Genomic DNA, 15,912 nt, shown 5'->3' on the forward strand with positions numbered 1-15,912 from the left:
CTTGTTGATCCGCAATCCCGAACTCAAACTCGCCAAGCTCTTATCCAACCCGGCGTTTGTCTTCTGTGCAAACATGTGTGCGTTCATCGCACCGATATTCGTGTTAATTCTGAAACCCATGATAAATCCTTTTATCGCAAGAGCTTTATGCTCTCTCTTGTTTTATCAGCGTCCTTGCTGTTATGAACTATATCGGGTATCCGCAAAAAAAACTTTAGCCGTTTTACAATTTTTTTTGTTACACTTTCGAAATCTATCGGCAACATTATCCATATTATATAGGATTGACTATTTGAAACTCATCATCGTCGAGTCTCCGGCCAAAGCCAAGACCATCAAAAACTTTCTCTCCAAAGACTACGAAGTCATCGCTTCCAAAGGGCACATCCGCGACCTGCCCAAAAACCGTTTCGGGATCAAGATCGACAACGAAACCCTGATTCCCGAGTACCGGATCAGCGATGACAGTACCGCTACCGTCAAACAGATCCAGGAACTTGCGAAAAAAAGCGATCAGATCTACATCGCGACCGATGAGGACCGCGAAGGAGAAGCAATCGGCTGGCACATCGCCCACGCCATCGATAAGGACCCCGCGGCACTCCCCCGGATCGTCTTTCACGAAATTACCAAAACCGCCATTACCCACGCGCTCGAAACCCCACGATCCATCGACATGGACCGGGTAAACGCCCAGCAGGCACGCCGTCTCCTGGATCGTATCGTGGGATACAAACTCTCCCCGCTGCTGGCCAGCAAAATCCAAAAAGGACTTTCCGCCGGACGGGTACAGTCCTCGACGCTGAAAATCGTCGTCGACCGGGAGCGTGAGATCCGCGCTTTCGTCCCCGAAGAATACTGGAGCATCGACACCGTCTTCGCTCCCGATATCGAAGCGACCCTTACCCTCCTCCATGCGGAAAAAATCGACAAGCTCTCAATCAAATCGGGCGACGAAGCCAAACGGATTGTTGAAACGCTCAAAGCGCAAAGCTATGCGGTCGGAGAGATCGAAACCAAAGAGCGCAAAAGCTCCACCCCCCCGCCGTTCATGACCTCGACACTGCAGCAGGCCGCCAGCTCGCAGCTTGGCTTCTCCCCCAAGAAAACGATGATGATCGCGCAGGCGCTGTACGAAGGGGTCAAAACGCCCGACGGGACGAGCGGGGTCATTACCTACATGCGTACCGACTCGCTCAACCTGGCCGGCGAAGCGGTCGAAGCGGCGCGTGAAGTGATCGGCGAACGCTACGGCAAAGCCTATCTTCCCGAAAAACCCAAAGTCTACGTCAAAAAGGCCAAAGGGGCCCAGGAGGCCCACGAAGCGATCCGTCCGACGATGCTCTCGTTCACGCCCGAAATTGCGGCCGGTTACCTCAAACCCGACGAAATCAAACTCTACCGCCTGATCTATAACCGCTTTTTAGCGTGTCAGATGAACGATGCCCGCTTCGAACAGCAAAGCATCGCGTTCGTATCCGAAGCGGCCGAATTCCGTGCGACGGGGCGAAAACTTCTCTTCGACGGATTTTACCGCGTCACCGGAAGCGACGATAAAGACAAGCTTCTCCCGACGCTGCGGACGGGGGAATCGATTTCGATCCAGAGCATCACTACCGAGCAGCATTTCACCGAGCCGCCCTCACGCTACTCGGAAGCAAGCCTGATCAAAAAGCTCGAAACCGAAGGGATCGGACGCCCTTCGACGTACGCCCCGACCATTTCGACACTGCAGGCGCGCGATTACATCACGATCGAAAAACGCTCGATCATTCCGACCGAAATCGCTTTTACCGTCACCGAACTGCTGGAAAAACACTTCAACGAAATCGTCGACGCGGGATTCACCGCCCAGATGGAAGAGACCCTCGATGAGATCAGCGAAGCGGGGAAATCGTGGCACGCTATCCTCCTCGATTTTTATTACCCTTTCATCGAGAAAATCGAAGCGGGAAAAACGTCCATCGCCAGCCTGAAAATGGCCAAGCCGCTCGGACGGAACTGCCCGCAGTGCGGCAGCGAACTGCTCCTGCGTTCGGGACGCTACGGCGAATTCATCGCCTGCAGCGGCTTCCCGAAATGCAAATACACCGAACAGACCGAAGAGAACAAAAAAGAGGATTCGGGTGCCCCTGCGGACGAAACGAGCGAAGAGACGTGCGAAAAATGCGGTGCGCCGATGGTGATCAAAAACGGTCGCAACGGGAAGTTCCTGGCGTGCAGCGCCTATCCCAAATGCAAAAACACGAAAACGCTCGCGGAGCAGAAAGTCTCCGCGATCCCCTGCCCCGACTGCGGCGGGAAACTGATCTGGCGCCAGTCGCGCCGGGGGGCGTTCTGGGGATGCGAACATTATCCCAAATGCAAATTCATCTCGAAATTCGAACCGAGCGACAAAAAATGCGAGCTCGAAGGGTGCGACGGAGCACTGGCACGCCGTACCTACCGGAACAAAGAGGTGTACGAGTGCACCAAATGCAAAAACCGCACACCGGTGGAAGAAGAGAACGGGGAATGAAAATCGGCCTTTTGTCCGATACCCACAGTAAAAAAGGACGCTCGCAACGCCTGATCGACCATCTCGTTTCACAGGGAGCGGAGTTTTTGGTCCATGCCGGGGACATCGTCAAACCCGAAATCCTCGAGCAGCTAAAAGCCAGCGGCTTGCGCTACGTCGCGGTTTACGGGAACAATGACGCCAGACTCGTCGAATACCATGACCGATACAACCTCGTGCAAGAGCCCCATTATTTCAAACTCGGCGGTGCCGCGTTCAAACTGATGCACCTGCCGTTTTACATGACTGCGGACGCGGAAATCGTCGTTTTCGGCCATACCCACGTCTTCGAATGCGATTTCAAAAACCGCACCCTATACCTCAATCCCGGAGAGTGCTGTGCCCGGGACAAACCGTTTTCGAGCGGGGCGATGCTGGAAATCACCCAGGAATTGTTCAAAGTCACCCATTATTCGCGCGCCGTCGGGAGCGATACCTTTGAAGAACGCCATTACACTTTTGAAAGATCGTAAACCATGAAAAAAATATTTCTCTGTTCCATCTGCAACATCAACAGTGGTACCTGCAATGAAGACTGCAAGTTTTGCAGCCAAAGCATCAAGTACAAAGCCGATATCGAACGTTACAAACAAAAACCGCTTCCCCGGATTCTCGACGAAGCACGACGCCTCGAAGCGCTCGGGGCGCTCGGATTCTGCCTCGTGACGGCCCAAAAAGGGCTGGATGACAAAACCCTCGAATTCGTCTGCAACGTCGCACACGCGGTAAAAAAAGAGGTTCCAAGACTCCGTCTGATCGCCTGTAACGGCACCGCGTCGGTAGATCAGCTGCGCGAACTCCAGCGCTCTGGGGTCGCGGCCTACAACCACAACCTGGAAACCAGCCGCGAATTCTATTCTCAAATCTGCACTACCCACCCGTGGGACGAACGGTACGAGACGTGCGAAAACGTCAATACCGTCGGACTCAAACTCATCAGCGGCGGAATTTTCGGAATGGGAGAGACCCACGATGACCGCATCAGCATGCTCCGTTCGCTCAAAGAGCTGAATCCCGTATCGGTCCCGCTGAACTTTTACCATCACAATCCCGCCCTGCCGCTTAATCCCAGTCCGCTGAGCGTGGAGGAAGCCCTCTCCCTCATCACCCTCGCGCGGCAAACGCTCGATCGGGCCGACCGTATCATGATCGCCGGCGGACGCGAAGTCACCTTCAAAGAACGGCAAAACGAAATCTTCGACGCCGGAGCCAACAGCATCGTCATCGGCGACTACCTCACAACCGCCGGGCGCGATGCCCACCAGGATCTGCAAATGCTTCGCGGACTCGGTTTCGCGATTGCTACCTCACCCGAAGACAAATAGGCTATAATAGGATACCGCGATCCAGAAAGGGAGGAAGTATTCCGTGTCACAATCGGTACTGCTTACCATTGCCCGCCGCTCCATCGAAGAGGTTCTTCAAGCCGAAAACATCATCGACCGGAACGAACTGTTGGAACAATATCCCGTTTTGACGCAGCCGATCGCGACGCAGGTCAATCTCTACCTCGGCGACGAGCTCAGGGGAAGCGCCAAAAGCGCCGTTCCCGAGCATTCGCTGCTCGAAGACATCATCCGCAACGCCAAAATCGCCGCCTTTCAGGATGAGAGCTTCGCCCCTCTCGTCACCTCCGAATACCTTCGCACATCGGTCGAACTGATCCTTTTCAGCCCCGAGGGGCCCCTCAGCCATAAAGACGCCCCGATCCTCTCGGAATAATTCAGCGCGATTGGATGTAGCGGGCGATGGCGAAGCCGTGGTTCAACCCCAGCGCGATCGATCCCCCCGATTCCTGGGTAATGTCTCCGGCGACGAAAAGGCCCGGAACATTCGTCTCGTAGTTTTCATCATGGACCGGTTTTCCGTCCTCTTCGCGGATGCCGCTGCTTTGCAAAAAACCGCTCGGGGTCGTCCCCCCGATCGCATAGACGATCCGGTCGAACCGTTCCGACGAACCGTCGGAAAACAGGACGTTCACTTTTCCGCTTTCGTTTTCGACCCCCGTGATTTCGGTATTCAAAAGTGCCCGTACGGCCCGATTGGCGATGGCCTGTGCGATATCGGCCTGGTTGGTGGGATTGGCACGCCGAAACGTCCCCCGCCGGTAACAGATCGCCACCTCGTTGTTGCCGCATAACTCTACCGCGTACTCGATCGCGGAATCGCCTCCGCCCACCACCATGATTTTTTCACCCGCACCACAGCCGTCGAGCGTATAATGGACCTGATCCTTGATGGAAGGGGGGATTTTGTAATCGGGCTTGTTCGGCTTACCCATCCGTCCGATGGTCACGACGACGTATCGGGCCCGGATCGAGTCTCCCGCCACCTGTACGTCGAATGCATCGCCGTTTTTAACGATCTTCTGCACTTCGGTATGGGTCCGAAGCTCCAGGACTTCGTTGTCCAGCAGACGGTCGAAAAAATCGAGGGTCGACTCTTTGGTTCCGTCGACGAAATAGATGGTCCCGTCGAGCTCGACCTTCTGCCCCTTCCAGTCTTTGTCGACCCGCTTGCTGTCCTTGTAGAATTTACGGATGGTCGCATTGTGGTTTTCGTCTTTTTCCAGCAGCACGATATCGCGCATCCCCAGCACGTAACTTTCCACGGCCGTCGCTATGCCGGCCGGCCCGGCGCCGATAATCGCCAATTGGTAGGTGTGTCCCATCCCTTTTCCTCGTCGAATTGAATTTAATACTGTATCACAAAGAGGGATAAAATTTGATTTATGCTATGATGGGCGAATGTACTATGTAATACAACGTCATCACGGAAATCCCAAAAAGCACTACATTGCTTACACGGTTCCCAAATACATCAGTTCCAATACAAGTCAGAACGTCATCTTCGAATTCCGTCAGGACGGCGCCGTCAAACGCAAATGGGCCCCAAAAAGCGACATCGTCCTCCTCACCGACGATCGCGCCCTCTTCGAATCGATCCTCACCAAACTCGAAAACCTCAAAAAAAATCACCTCGAACGGATCGACGAAGCCGAGATGCAGCTCAACCGCGAAATCTCCGAAATGCTCAGCGCCATGCAGTTCGAATTCGACAATATTAAAGAAAGTAATTAACCTTTCGTTCACACCCTTCGATTAAAATTGTGTGTTATACTTTGTGAACTATGAATCGAAGGAGTTAATCATGAAAAAAATCGCTTTGTCCGCTTTGGTAGCGGCGACGCTCGTTTCGGCGGCGGATTACAATTACGAAATCAGCCCGGTCGTCGGGTATCTGTGGAACAGTACCTCGGACGAAACCAACGCGGGAGCGATGGGAGGGGTCGACAACCGTGCCGTCTACGGCGTCGAGCTGCAGATGAACAACGCCTGCGAGCTGATCAAGCCCGAAATTTCAGTCCTTTACGGTCGCGACCGGGCAGCCGGTTATGCCGACAAAACAGGAGTGTTGACGACCATGCTCAACGGCGTCTACGAAGTCGGCGATTTTTCGGGGATCACCCCTTTCGCCAAAGCAGGGGTCGGGTATGAATGGTACACCAATACCCATCCCAACGATTACGACGGCTTTTTACTCGACGCCGGGGTGGGGATGAAAGCCGCCCTGACCGAGCAGCTCGCGTTGAAACTCGAGGGGCTGTATCTGTACAAAATGAACCGTAACGGCGTGGACGGCAGCAACGGCGAAGTCCACAACATCGCGGCGCTCGTCGGCCTGAGCTACAGTTTCGGCGAAAAAGCGGCCCCCGCCGTCGCGGCTCCGGTTGCCGCACAAGAGACCAAGCCCGAACCCAAACCCGAACCGAAACCTGAGCCCAAACCTCTCGTGGCCGCCCCGCTTGACAGCGACAAAGACGGGGTTTTCGACTCCAAAGACCAGTGTCCCAACTCTCCGGCAGGGTTTGCGGTCGATGCCAAAGGGTGCAATCTCGACAGCGACAAAGACGGCGTGCTCGATCCTGCCGACAAATGCCCCGATACTCCGGCCGGCTTTAAAGTCGATGCCGACGGATGCCCGCTCAAAGCGACCCTTCACCTCAATTTCGCATTCGATTCAAACAAAGTCGTCGATGCCGACAGCACGGCGAAAGTCGATAATTTCGCGGCGTTCATGAAAGAAAGCCCGGCGTACAAAGCTTCGATCGTGGGTCACACCGATTCCATCGGAAAAGAAGCGTACAATCAAAAACTTTCCGAAAAACGGGCTGAAATCGTCAAATCGATGCTCGTTGAACGCGGCGTAGAAGCAGACCGCCTCTCCACCGGCGGAAAAGGCGAATCAACACCGATCGCCAGCAACAAAACCAAAGAGGGACGTGCGGAAAACCGCCGCATCGAAGTCGAACTTTCACACTAAAATGACGGGGCGGGAATCCCTTCCCGCCCTTTTTTTCTCGCTGGCTACCGCTTAACTTTTCCGCCGTATTTCTTCATAAATTTCTCTATTTTCGGAGCTATCACCGCATAGCAGTACCCTTGCGTCGGATGTTCGTCGTAATAATTCTGATGATACGGTTCCGCCGGATAAAATTCGGCGAGAGGGGAGACTTCGGTGACGATCGGAGCGTTCCAGTCGTTTTGGGCCTTTCGAATCGACTCGATGGCCTTCTGACGCTGCTGTTCGTTGTAATAGTAGATGACGGAGCGGTATTGCGTCCCTTTATCGGCCCCTTGTGCGTTGAGTGTGGTGGGATCGTGAATCACCCAGAAAATCTCGAGTATCTCTTCGTAGGTGATGACCGCCGGATCGAACGTCACTTCGACTACCTCGGCATGCCCCGTCGCACCCGTACAGACCTGCTCGTAGCTGGGATTTTTCCGCATCCCGCCGCTGTACCCGCTGACTGCGGCACTTACGCCCCGTACACGGCGGTAAACCGCTTCGATGCACCAGAAGCACCCTCCGCCCAATAACGCTTTTTCCATAACCTGTTTCCTTTTTGGTACGATTATGCGTTATTCGTTCTGTCGGACGCGTAAAAAAAATATTTTGCTTCAAAAGATTAAGATGCCCATTTTTTAATCAACTATTTGAATATTTTATACATCCCTTCGTTTACAATGTCATTGTTTCGTCAAAACCGTTATCGTCCGGTAATCTTTTATCGGTACGATACCGTTAATCTGATACGAAAGGAGTACAACCATGGAAAAGATGACGCCGTTTGACAAGATGCTGCTCAAAAAACTTCGCCGTTCCAAACGTTCGAGCTGGATGGTCGATTAACGTTTTTCTTTGCTCGCAAGAGCAACCGTTTCCTCATTTCTTCTTTTTTTCCGTTTACCGTCCGTACTTGTTTATTAACATCCCTGCGTCATAATGACATACCCATTCCACCATTGCGAGAAAAATCGATGCTGTTTGCCCTGATGATCGAAGACGATCCCGACATTACGACGCTGCTGGTCAATTTTCTCAAAAGCTACGGCATCGCCCTCACGGCCCTGCCCAACCCCGCCGAAGGGCTGGAACTCCTATCCCGCGAACGATTCGACTTTATCATCCTCGATCTCACGCTTCCCCAGATGGACGGACTGGAAGTGTGCCGGGCGATCCGAACGCTCACCGACGTGCCGATCATCATCTCCAGTGCCCGCAGCGACATCCGCGACAAAGTCGTAGCCCTGGGCTATGGCGCCGACGACTACCTCCCCAAACCCTACGAGCCGCGCGAACTCATCGCCCGGATCAAGAGCATATTGCGGCGCTACCGCCCCGAACGGGCGAACACAACCAAGCGCTTCTCCCTGAACCGGGACGAACAGTCGATCCTTTTTAACGGCGCACCCCTTTCCCTCACCCGTGCCGAGTACGAGATCCTCGCTCTTTTCATCGATCATCCCAACCAGACCCTCAGCCGCGATTTTCTTTCGGGGCATTCCGCATCGATTTCGCAGGAGAGCTCCGTACGGACGGTGGACGTCATCATCAGCCGTCTCCGGCAGAAAATCGAACACGATCCCAGAACGCCGCGACACATCCATTCGGTACGCGGAAGCGGATACCGTTTTTCGGGTTGAACGGTGGGACAGAGCATTTTTTTCCGGATCACCCTCTTTTTTGTCGTGGTGATGCTCGGCGCAGGGGTCGGATTTTACGCCCTCTCCGTTCAGCTTCGCAAAGAGCACGAATCGCGTTTGCGCACGGAAGCGCAGGCCATGCTGGGAATACTGCGCCAAAGCGTCGTTTATCCCCATGCGCGGCGGATGACGTTCCTGCGCGAAAAAGGGTATCGCGTTCTTGCGCCCGAACCTGCGTTGATGCAATCGCTGGAGCCCGCTTTTTCCGGCGTTCCCGATGACTATCCGGTTGAAATCCGAGATTCGATGCGCGAAGGGATCATCCGCGTACTCAAAGATGCCGACCATCTCTACATCCACCTGGTCCGCGCATCCCCCCCGATGGTGGTCGCCAAACCCGAAGCCGCGCGTCGTTCGCTGTGGCCGGACGTCGTTTTTGCAACGGTTCTGGGTGCCTTGCTGATCCTCTACTTGGCCATTGTCCGTACCCTCTTTCCCCTCACGCGTCTCATCCGCTCCATCCGTACCTACGGCGTCAGCGGGAGGTATGAACCGATCGCTTCAAAAAGCCGGGACGAACTCGGCCTCATCAGCACGGCTCTCGATACCGCAATGCGAAAAAACCGTTCGCTGATCGAGGCGCGACAGCTCTTTTTGCGCAACATCATGCACGAGCTCAAAACGCCGATCACCGTCGGTAAACTTGCCCTTCCGTTTCTGAAAAAAGGGGAAGAAAAATCGATTCTCGAAAGGGCTTTCGTCCGGATGGAACAACTGATCCAGGAGGTCGTACGGGTCGAACAGATCACCTCCGGAGAGCTCAAACCCGACCTTCGCTCCTGCGATCCCTCCCTGATCGGCGAAAAAGCGTGCGCGTTGCTCTTTTTGCGCGAGGAGCAGCGGGTCGAAACGCGTTTTGACGGAAACCTCATCACCGCCGACTGCGATGCGTTCGTCAGCGTCTTTAAAAACCTCATCGACAACGCTCTCAAATACAGCCCCGACCACGCGGTGCGAATCGAGCAGGAAGGCGACACCCTGATCTTTTCCAACGCGGGGGATGCGTGGGAGCCCAACCGGACCCTCGCTTCCCTGAGCGAACCCTTTTTTCACAGCCGTTCCCACCCCGAAAGCTTCGGATTGGGACTTTACATCGTCAAGTCGATTCTGGACGCTCACGGTTTTGAGATGGTTCATCGCTATCAGGACGGTCGCCACCGGTTTGAGGTGACGTGTCATCGCCCGCAGACGAGCGGTTAAGCCGTATTTCGAAGCAGGCCCCTTTTGACGCGTTGTAAACGCTCAGTTTTCCCAGAAAGTGCTTTTCGATGATCGTTTTGGCCATGTACAGCCCGATCCCCGTCCCCTGGGATTCAAATTTGGTCGTAAAATAGGGGTCGAATATCTTGTCGGCGATCGCGGGGGGAATTCCCCCTCCGGTATCCTCGATCGCAATCGTGCAATAGTGCTCGTCGCTGACGCAACGGATAATGATTTTGCGCTCAGGGCTCCGATGCAGCTCGATCGCCTCGCGTGCGTTGTTGATGATGTTGATCAGCACCTGTTTGAGTTCGTTGGGGTATACAAGCACTTCCGTCAACGGATCGATCTCCCGTTCCACCGTAATCTTTTTTCGGATCAGCAGCGGTCCCAGAAGAGCTTCGACATCGTTGACAAGCGCATTGATGTTGACCGGGATCCGGCTGCGGTCTTGTTTGAAGAAATTGCGGAAGTCGTCGATCGTCTGGGACATGTACTGTATCTGGGCTTCGGCGATGTCGATCACCTTGCGCGTGTCGCTTTTGGGGTCAAGCGGGCAGTTCAGACTCAGCCGCGTCATCGACAATCCCAGGATATTGAGCGGCTGGCGCCACTGATGGGCGATCGATTCGAGCATCGAGCCGATTTCGGCCATCTTGGCCTGCTGCATCAGCAATTTTTCCTGTTTCCGGTTTTTGTCGACCGCTTTTTCGATCTCCTCCTGAAGCCGCTGATTAAACATCTCCAGTTCATCCGTCCGTTTTCGGACCAGTACGTCCAGACGGCGGTTTTTGTACGCAATGAGCACAAACAATACCGCCATGAAACCGACAATCCACCATACGACCCGATAGTTGACTTGCGGAGCCGGGTCCATAACAAGCCATCGTCCGTGAATCTCTTCGTATTCGGCCGGGGTGATGGAGCCAAGTACTTTATCGCTGATGGAAGCCAGCATCTCCCAATCCTTGCGGAACGCGAAGCCAATCTCGTACTGATAAGGGGTCTCGCCGACTACCTTGAGATGCTTGATGCCGTGGCGCTCGATCAGGTAGCTGACGACTCCCAGCCCCTCGATACACGCGTACGCTTCCCCCGAAGCGACTTTATTGAGTGCTTCAAGGGCCGAATCAGCCACGACCGGAACGATTTTCGGATAATGTTTGCGCAATATCTCTTCGGTGGCATACGAACGGACGACCGCGACTTTCTTTCCGTCCAGATCCCCCAGATCGTTGACGAAACCCACTTTGGAATTGGCCACGATCACCATCGTCTGCTTCATGTAAGGCCGGCTAAACGCCAGACGTTCCTGGCGGGTGTCGGTAATGGCGACGCACGAGAGCATGTCAAGCTCTTTGTTGTACACCGCCTGAAGTGAATCGCTCCAGTACCGGCGGCTGTAATCGACTTCGAAACGGACACCGAGGCGCTTTTCGAGAAGGGCCAGGTACGAAGCGCTGATCCCGAAATGTCGTCCGTTTTGATCGACCGATTCGATCGGCGGCCAGTCGTGGTCGATCCCCACCCGAATTACCGGATGGGCTTTGAGCCAGGCCCTCTCCTCTTGCGTCAGATGAAGAGAGCTTTGCTTGTACAGTGCCGGACCGAACGGAGGCGTCGATTTTACCACCCCCATCAGACGATACCCCTGGGCAATCATTTCCAGCCGCATGGGATCAATCGAACCGAAGCTGACGTTGGGCCTGAAAGCGAGATCCCGCAGGACTCTCCCCTCGTAGATCAGGGCTTCGAGCGATTTCCCCTGCGGATTGTAATGGCGATGGATCAGTGCGGCCGTCTCTTCAATGTGCTCAAATGCCCAGAGCCATCCGCGAATCGACGCATCGTAAAAAGCATCCGCACGCTGAGGGTGTTCGGCAATCTCCTGCTGCGTCGTAAACAAAATATCGCTGTAATAATCGAACCCGTACTCTTTGGGATCGATCGGATGGGTTTCAATGCCCATTTTCTGAAGGATAAACGGCTCGTTGGAAAGATACGCGACCATAGCATCGGTTTCGTTGCGGGCCAGCGAACGGGGATCGTACGAATGGCGCTGTAGCTTCAAATCGGCATCATGCAGCCCCGCACTGCGGAGCATCGCCTGCATCTCCGCCCCCTCAACCGTATCGGGGGTCAGCATCACCCGTTTGTGCCGGAGATCTTTGGCGCTGCGGATATTGGCGTCTTTGCGGGTGAGCAGCACCATCGGGGAAGACTGGTAAATCGCCGCCATCATGACGATCGGCGCACCCGAAGCGTAATTGACGACCAAAGAAGAACGTCCGACTCCGTATTGGGCTTTTCCCTGCGTCACCGCCTGGATCGAATGGTGTGCGCTTTTCGCGTCCAGAATCGTCACATCAAGCCCGGCATCGGCGTAATACCCTTTTTCCTTGGCGACGTAATAACCGGCAAACTGGAACTGATGCAGCCATGAAAGCTGCAACGTAATTTTCTCCGACGCCCACAGCCACGAGGACACTATCGCCAAAATCAGCAACGCTCTTTTCATACCCAAGAGTGTACCCTAACAATTATATCGCCTCCCTTATAAGCGCTTATGCTCCTTTTTGCTAGAATCGCGCCAATTTAGCCAAACAAAGGTTTTTCATGTCGGTCAAAGCCTACCTCCTCGATACCATTACCCGTCGTCCGGTCATCATCGACGGCGCCATGGGAACGCAGCTACAGGAGCGAGCCGACAAGATTCCCGAATCGGCATGGGAAGGGATGGAAGGGTGTAACGAACTCCTCAACGTCACCTGTCCCGAAGTGATGGGATCCATTTTCCACGCCTATCTTACCGCGGGTGCCGATCTGATCACCACCAATACCTTCGGTGCCTTTAAATGGGTTTTGGACGAGTACGGAATCGCTCATCGCTCCTATGAACTCGCCCGTGCGGGTGCGGCGGTCTGTAAGGCGGAATGTGAAAAGTTTTCCACCCCCGAGCATCCCCGTTTCGTTCTCGCCTCGATCGGGCCGGGGACGAAACTCCCCTCGCTTGGGCACATCCATTACGACGAAATGTTCGAGGGTTATGTCGAATGCTGTCTCGGTCTGATCGACGGGGGTGCCGATATTTTCCTTCTTGAAACCTGTCAGGACCCCCTGCAGATCAAAGCGGCGCTCCATGCGTGCGAAGCCGCCAACCGTGAACGGGGCACCAGCCTCCCGATTATGGTGTCGGTCACGATCGAACTGGCCGGGACGATGCTCATCGGAACCGATGCCCAGACGATTGCTGCCATCATGGAACCTTTCGACATTATCAGCCTCGGGTTCAACTGCGGTACGGGGCCCGAACAGTACGCCAAGCACGTCCGCACCCTCAGCTCGGTCTGGGGCAAACCGATTTCGGTCCACGCCAACGCCGGACTCCCCCAAAACCGCGGAGGGTATTCGTTTTATCCGATGGGGCCGGACGAGTTTGCCGAACGTCAGTACGGTTTCCTCGAATACGATGGGGTCAGCTTTCTGGGGGGATGCTGCGGCACGACCCCCCAGCATATCCGCGCACTCGTCAACAAAGTATCCGCGGTTGCCCCGAAAAAACCTGTCGGGAGCCAGCCCAATGCGCTGGCCTCGCTTTTTGGCACAGCGGCACTGATGCAAGAACCCGCACCGCTCCTCGTCGGCGAACGATCGAACGCTACGGGTTCGAAAGCATTCCGCGAGCTCCTGCTGGCCGAAGATTACGAGGGGACGCTCAGCGTCGCGCAAGAACAGGTGCGCGCCGGGGCGCACGTCCTTGATCTCTCAGTCGGGTTTGCCGGACGGGACGAGACCAAAGACATGAATGCCGTCATGGCCCTCTACGCCCAGAAGATCAACCTCCCGATGATGCCCGACTCGACCCAGACCCCGGCGCTCGAAGCGGCACTCAAGCTCATCGGGGGAAAACCGATCATCAACTCGGTCAACCTCGAAGACGGGATTGAGAAGTTCGACAAAGTGTGCGCGCTGGCGAAAAAATTCGGTGCGGCCCTCGTCTGCCTCACGATCGACGAAACCGGCATGGCCAAAACCAAAGAGCGTAAACTCGAAGTGGCGGAGCGGATCTATGAACTGGCAACGAAGAAGCACGGGATCAACCCCGAGGATCTCGTCTTCGACCTCCTCACTTTCACCGTCGGAAGCGGCGATGAAGAGTACCGCGATGCGGCGATTCAAACAATCGAAGCGATCCGTGAACTGCGGTCACGCCATCCCGAAGTCGGGGCCATCCTTGGACTTTCGAACATTTCGTTCGGTCTGCATAAAGACGCCCGGCCCTATCTGAACTCGGTCTTTTTGCACCACTGTATCGAAGCGGGTCTCACCTCGGTCATCATCAACGTCAAACACATTATCCCGATGGCCAAAATCAGCGACGAGGACAAAAAAATCTGTGAAGATCTCCTCTTCGACCGCCTCCCTGATGGAGCCGCCCTCTTTAATTTCATCAACCACTTCGACAGCCGCGAAGCGATCGATACGGCCGCCGAAGACGAAGCCTATCTGGCCATGAGCGACGAGGAGAAGATCGCCAAGCTCCTGATGGACGGCGACAAGGAGCGGATGCTGCCGCTCGTCGAAGAGGTGCGCCACCGTATCGCCCCGGAAAGAATCGTCAACGAAATTTTGATCGATGCGATGAAGGTGGTGGGGGAACTTTTCGGCTCGGGACAGATGCAGCTGCCGTTCGTACTGCAAAGCGCCGAAACGATGAAAGCGACCGTCGACGCCCTCAATCCCCACCTGCCCAAACAGGAAAAGACGGCCGAAACCGTTTTGGTGCTGGGAACGGTCAAAGGGGACGTCCACGACGTGGGGAAAAATCTCGTCGACATCATCCTCACCAACAACGGGTTCAAGGTTATCAACCTGGGGATCAAGGTAGAGCTGGAAAGTTTCATCGAAGCGGTCAAAAACTCCAACGCTTCGGCGATCGGGATGAGCGGATTGCTCGTCAAATCGACGCAGGTGATGAAAGAAAACCTCGAAGCACTCGCCCGTGAAGGGATCGAAATCCCGATCCTTCTGGGAGGCGCCGCGCTAACGCGCAGCTTTATCGACGATTTTTGCCGTCCGATCTACAAGGGGCCGATTTTTTACTGCAAAGACGCGTTTGACGGGGTCACCGCGATGGGGCGGATCGAAGCGGGGAACATGGATACCGATTTGCACGGCAACGTCCGAGACGACTGGGAGACTACCCCCAAAGAGGAAATCGTCATCCCTCCGTTCGAAGAGCTCACGATGCCCTCACGCGACGTGCGGATCCCCACGCCGCCGTTCTGGGGGCGTCGCGTCATGGCCATCACGCCGCAGACGATGAATCTGGCGTTTGAATGGGTCAACCACAAAATCCTCTTCAAACAGCGCTGGGGATACAATTCCAAAGGGCTTTCCAAAGAGGCCTACCAAAAACAGCTCGACGACGTCGTGTGGCCCGCTTACGAGCGGCTCAAGTCGCAGTTTCTGAACGAAGGACTCTTCGATCCCAAGGTCGTTTACGGCTACTGGCCCTGCCGGGGCGACGACACGACGCTGCTCGTGTTCGATGCGGGGGAGGGGTGGAACAGCGAAAGCGAGCGTAACCGGGAACCGCTGGAGAGCGTGATCGCCCGCGCAACCCATCAGTTCACCTTTCCGCGTCAGCGCAAAGCGCCCCACCGGGCGCTCAGCGACTTTTTTCACCGTGACCGCCACGACCTCCTCGCCCTCACCTGCGTGAGCGCCGGATCGCGTCTGAGCGAATACGAAAAAGAGCTTTACGATGCGGGGAAATACGCCGAATATTACCTGGTCCACGGCCTTGGGGTAGAACTGGCCGAGGCGCTCGCCGAAATTGCCCACAAACAGATCCGTCTGGACCTTGGGATCAGCGAGAACGAAGGCTCGACATTGGCCGACGTACAAATGAACCGCTATCAGGGATCGCGCTACAGTTTCGGCTATCCGGCGTGTCCGGATCTCGAACTCAATGCGCCGCTTTTCGATCTGCTCAAACCCGAAGAACTGGGGATCACCCTCTCCGAAACGTTCCAGATCGTCCCGGAACAGTCGACGTCGGCGCTCGTCGTCTACCATCCGAACGCGACGTATTACAATATTTAA

13 protein-coding genes are annotated in these 15,912 nt (G+C 55.2%); 9 read left to right on the top strand and 4 right to left on the bottom strand.

Features of this window, described 5'->3' with window-relative positions; genetic code table 11:
- Positions 1 to 120, bottom strand: a 120-nt coding sequence (locus AB1763_02335; protein ID MEW5831661.1) for a flagellin, incomplete at its 3' end; no start/stop codon positions are given.
- 172 nt (positions 121 to 292) lie between these two features.
- On the opposite strand from AB1763_02335, the gene topA reads away from it, so the two are divergent.
- Genes topA through AB1763_02355 form a run of 4 tightly spaced genes read left to right on the top strand, consistent with a single transcriptional unit; the run spans position 293 to position 4,279 of the window.
- On the top strand, positions 293 to 2,518 hold the full coding sequence (topA, locus tag AB1763_02340) for a type I DNA topoisomerase (protein MEW5831662.1): 2,226 nt from the start codon (positions 293 to 295) through the stop codon (positions 2,516 to 2,518).
- Positions 2,515 to 3,030 (top strand): YfcE family phosphodiesterase, encoded by a 516-nt coding sequence (locus tag AB1763_02345; GenBank protein ID MEW5831663.1) that lies wholly within the window; start codon positions 2,515 to 2,517, stop codon positions 3,028 to 3,030. Before topA ends, AB1763_02345 begins: the two co-directional genes overlap by 4 nt.
- A gap of 3 nt (positions 3,031 to 3,033) precedes the next feature.
- Positions 3,034 to 3,882 (top strand): biotin synthase, encoded by an 849-nt coding sequence (locus tag AB1763_02350; GenBank protein ID MEW5831664.1) that lies wholly within the window; start codon positions 3,034 to 3,036, stop codon positions 3,880 to 3,882.
- 43 nt (positions 3,883 to 3,925) lie between these two features.
- A complete protein-coding gene (locus AB1763_02355; GenBank protein ID MEW5831665.1) occupies positions 3,926 to 4,279 on the top strand; it encodes an AMMECR1 domain-containing protein in 354 nt (117 codons plus the stop codon).
- A 1-nt stretch (position 4,280) separates the two neighbouring features.
- Here the strand turns inward: AB1763_02355 and AB1763_02360 are convergent, their stop codons facing one another.
- On the bottom strand, positions 4,281 to 5,228 hold the full coding sequence (locus tag AB1763_02360; GenBank protein ID MEW5831666.1) for an NAD(P)-binding domain-containing protein: 948 nt from the start codon (positions 5,226 to 5,228) through the stop codon (positions 4,281 to 4,283).
- Between the two features lie 76 nt (positions 5,229 to 5,304).
- On the opposite strand from AB1763_02360, the gene AB1763_02365 reads away from it, so the two are divergent.
- Both AB1763_02365 and AB1763_02370 read left to right on the top strand, forming a co-directional pair.
- Positions 5,305 to 5,637 carry a hypothetical protein gene (locus tag AB1763_02365; protein MEW5831667.1) on the top strand — a complete coding sequence of 111 codons (333 nt, stop codon included), beginning with the start codon at positions 5,305 to 5,307 and terminating at the stop codon, positions 5,635 to 5,637.
- Between the two features lie 70 nt (positions 5,638 to 5,707).
- Complete coding sequence (locus tag AB1763_02370) at positions 5,708 to 6,880, top strand: OmpA family protein (protein ID MEW5831668.1); 1,173 nt, start codon at positions 5,708 to 5,710, stop codon at positions 6,878 to 6,880.
- Between the two features lie 44 nt (positions 6,881 to 6,924).
- On the opposite strand, the gene msrA is transcribed toward AB1763_02370, so the two are convergent.
- The gene (gene msrA / locus AB1763_02375) at positions 6,925 to 7,449 is read right to left on the bottom strand and encodes a peptide-methionine (S)-S-oxide reductase MsrA (GenBank protein MEW5831669.1); all 525 of its coding nucleotides are present in this window, start codon (positions 7,447 to 7,449) and stop codon (positions 6,925 to 6,927) included.
- Between the two features lie 429 nt (positions 7,450 to 7,878).
- On the opposite strand from msrA, the gene AB1763_02380 reads away from it, so the two are divergent.
- Both AB1763_02380 and AB1763_02385 read left to right on the top strand, forming a co-directional pair.
- Positions 7,879 to 8,544, top strand: a complete 666-nt coding sequence (locus AB1763_02380; protein ID MEW5831670.1) for a response regulator transcription factor — start codon at positions 7,879 to 7,881, stop codon at positions 8,542 to 8,544.
- A gap of 3 nt (positions 8,545 to 8,547) precedes the next feature.
- A complete protein-coding gene (locus AB1763_02385) occupies positions 8,548 to 9,804 on the top strand; it encodes an ArsS family sensor histidine kinase (GenBank protein MEW5831671.1) in 1,257 nt (418 codons plus the stop codon).
- On the opposite strand, the gene AB1763_02390 is transcribed toward AB1763_02385, so the two are convergent.
- Positions 9,701 to 12,322, bottom strand: a complete 2,622-nt coding sequence (locus AB1763_02390; GenBank protein ID MEW5831672.1) for an ABC transporter substrate-binding protein — start codon at positions 12,320 to 12,322, stop codon at positions 9,701 to 9,703. The genes AB1763_02385 and AB1763_02390 overlap by 104 nt on opposite strands.
- Before the next feature lie 98 nt (positions 12,323 to 12,420).
- On the opposite strand from AB1763_02390, the gene metH reads away from it, so the two are divergent.
- Entirely contained in the window at positions 12,421 to 15,912 is a 3,492-nt protein-coding gene (gene metH / locus AB1763_02395; GenBank protein MEW5831673.1) for a methionine synthase, read from the top strand.

The sequence above is a fragment of the Campylobacterota bacterium genome (genome assembly GCA_040752835.1).
Lineage (GTDB): Bacteria > Campylobacterota > Campylobacteria > Campylobacterales > Sulfurimonadaceae > Sulfuricurvum.